This is a genomic window from Mycobacterium colombiense, from assembly GCF_001953985.1.
GTDB lineage: Bacteria > Actinomycetota > Actinomycetes > Mycobacteriales > Mycobacteriaceae > Mycobacterium > Mycobacterium colombiense_B.
The window spans coordinates 1-1,926 of the sequence record NZ_MBEI01000026.1 but is presented as its reverse complement, the minus strand read 5'-3'; the positions used below and the strand labels follow the sequence as shown (position 1 = coordinate 1,926).

At 67.3% G+C, this 1,926-nt stretch carries 2 protein-coding genes; both read right to left on the bottom strand.

From position 1 onward, the window contains the following. A partial coding sequence (dmpG, locus tag A5732_RS04835) for a 4-hydroxy-2-oxovalerate aldolase (protein ID WP_076101072.1) occupies nucleotides 1–1,014 on the bottom strand: 1,014 nt, incomplete at its 3' end. Next, complete coding sequence (locus tag A5732_RS04830; RefSeq protein WP_076101070.1) at nucleotides 1,011–1,925, bottom strand: acetaldehyde dehydrogenase (acetylating); 915 nt, start codon at nucleotides 1,923–1,925, stop codon at nucleotides 1,011–1,013. The genes dmpG and A5732_RS04830, both read right to left, overlap by 4 nt. Nucleotide 1,926: the final 1 nt, after the last annotated feature.

Genomic DNA, 1,926 nt, shown 5'->3' with positions numbered 1-1,926 from the left:
GGCGATGTCGATGAGCTGGTCTTCTTGGCCGCCGATGAGTTTGCGTTGGCCGGCGCGGTGCAACAGTTCGTGAGCGGGGACGCCGTAGCGCTCGCCCTGTCGGATGGCGTGCTTGAGGAAGCTGGAATACACCCCGGAGTAGCCCATGATCAGGGCGTTGCGGTCGAGCAGGCACTCGGCGGGCATGGCGGGGGCGACCACGTCTTCGGCGGCATCAGCGATGTCGAAGAAGTCGATGCCGGTCTTGACGCCGATCTTGTCGAACACCCCGATCAGGGCCTCGACGGGCGCGTTGCCGGCGCCGGCGCCGAACCGGCGACACGAGCCGTCGATCTGCTTGGCGCCCGCCCGGACGGCCTCCACACTGTTGGCCACGCCGAGCCCGAGGTTTTCGTGGCCGTGAAAGCCGACCTGGGCGTCGTCGCCGAGCTCGGCGACCAGCGCCGCGACCCGGTCACGTACGCCCTCAAGCACCAGCGCCCCGGCCGAATCGACCACGTAGACGCACTGGCAGCCCGCGTCGGCCATGATGCGGGCCTGCGCGGCCAGCTTCTCGGGTGAGATGGTGTGGCTCATCATCAGGAATCCGACGGTTTCTAGGCCGAGTTCGCGGGCCAGGCCGAAGTGCTGAATCGACACGTCGGCCTCGGTGCAGTGCGTGGCGATCCGGCAGATCTCCCCGCCGTTGTTTTGGGCCTCTTTGATGTCTTCCTTGGTGCCCACACCGGGCAGCATCAAAAAGGCGATCTTGGCCTGCGTGGCCGTCTCGGCGGCCAGCTTGATCAGCTCCTGCTCGGGGGTCTTGGAGAACCCGTAGTTAAAGCTCGAGCCGCCCAGGCCGTCGCCGTGGGTGACCTCGATGACGGGCACGCCCGCGGCGTCCAGGGCGGCCACAATGGCGCCGACCTCGTCGGTGGTGAACTGGTGGCGCTTGTGGTGGGAGCCGTCGCGCAACGACGTGTCGGTCATCCGGACGTCCCAGACCGGGTTGAAGAAAATCTCCTGGGTGCTCATGATTGCGCTCCTCCGGCCGTCGCGCTCAAGGACTCCTTGGCGATCTCCTCGCCGACTTTGGTGGCCGCGGCGGTCATGATGTCGAGATTTCCAGCGTAAGGCGGCAGATAGTCGCCCGCACCCTCCACTTCGACGAACGTGGTGACCAGCGCCTGTCCGCCGGAGTTGATCGACGGGTCGTCGAACTGGGGCTCGTTGAGCAGCCGGTAACCCGGCACATAGGTCGCCACCTCGGCCACCACATCGTGGATGGACTTGGCGATCGCGTCCCGGTCGGCGTCCTCGGGGATGGCGCAAAAGATCGTGTCGCGCATGATCATCGGCGGATCCGCCGGGTTCAAGATGATGATCGCCTTGCCGCGTTGGGCGCCGCCGATGGTCTGCACACCCCGGCTGGTGGTCTTGGTGAACTCGTCGATGTTGGCGCGGGTGCCCGGGCCGGCCGACAGCGAGGCGACCGAGGCGACGATCTCGGCATACGGCACCCCGCCGAGGTCGGCGACCGCGCGCGAGACCGCGTAGACGATCGGGATGGTCGCCTGCCCGCCGCAGGTGATCATGTTGACGTTCGGCGCGTCCAGGTGCTCGCGCAGGTTGGCCGGCGGGATCACCGCGGGGCCCACCGCGGCCGGCGTCAGGTCGATGGCCCGGATGCCGGCGGCCTCGTACTTGGGGGCCGCGTCGCGGTGCACGTAGGCGCTGGTCGCCTCGAACACCAGGTCGGGCTTCTCCGACTGCGCCAACAGCCAGTCCACGCCCTCGTGGGTGGTCTCCAAACCCAGCTTGCGGGCCCGGGCCAAACCCTCGCTTTGCGGGTCGATGCCCACCATCCACCGCGGTTCCAGCCAATCCGAACGCAACAACTTGTAGAGCAGGTCAGTGCTGATATTCCCCGACCCGACAATGGCCACA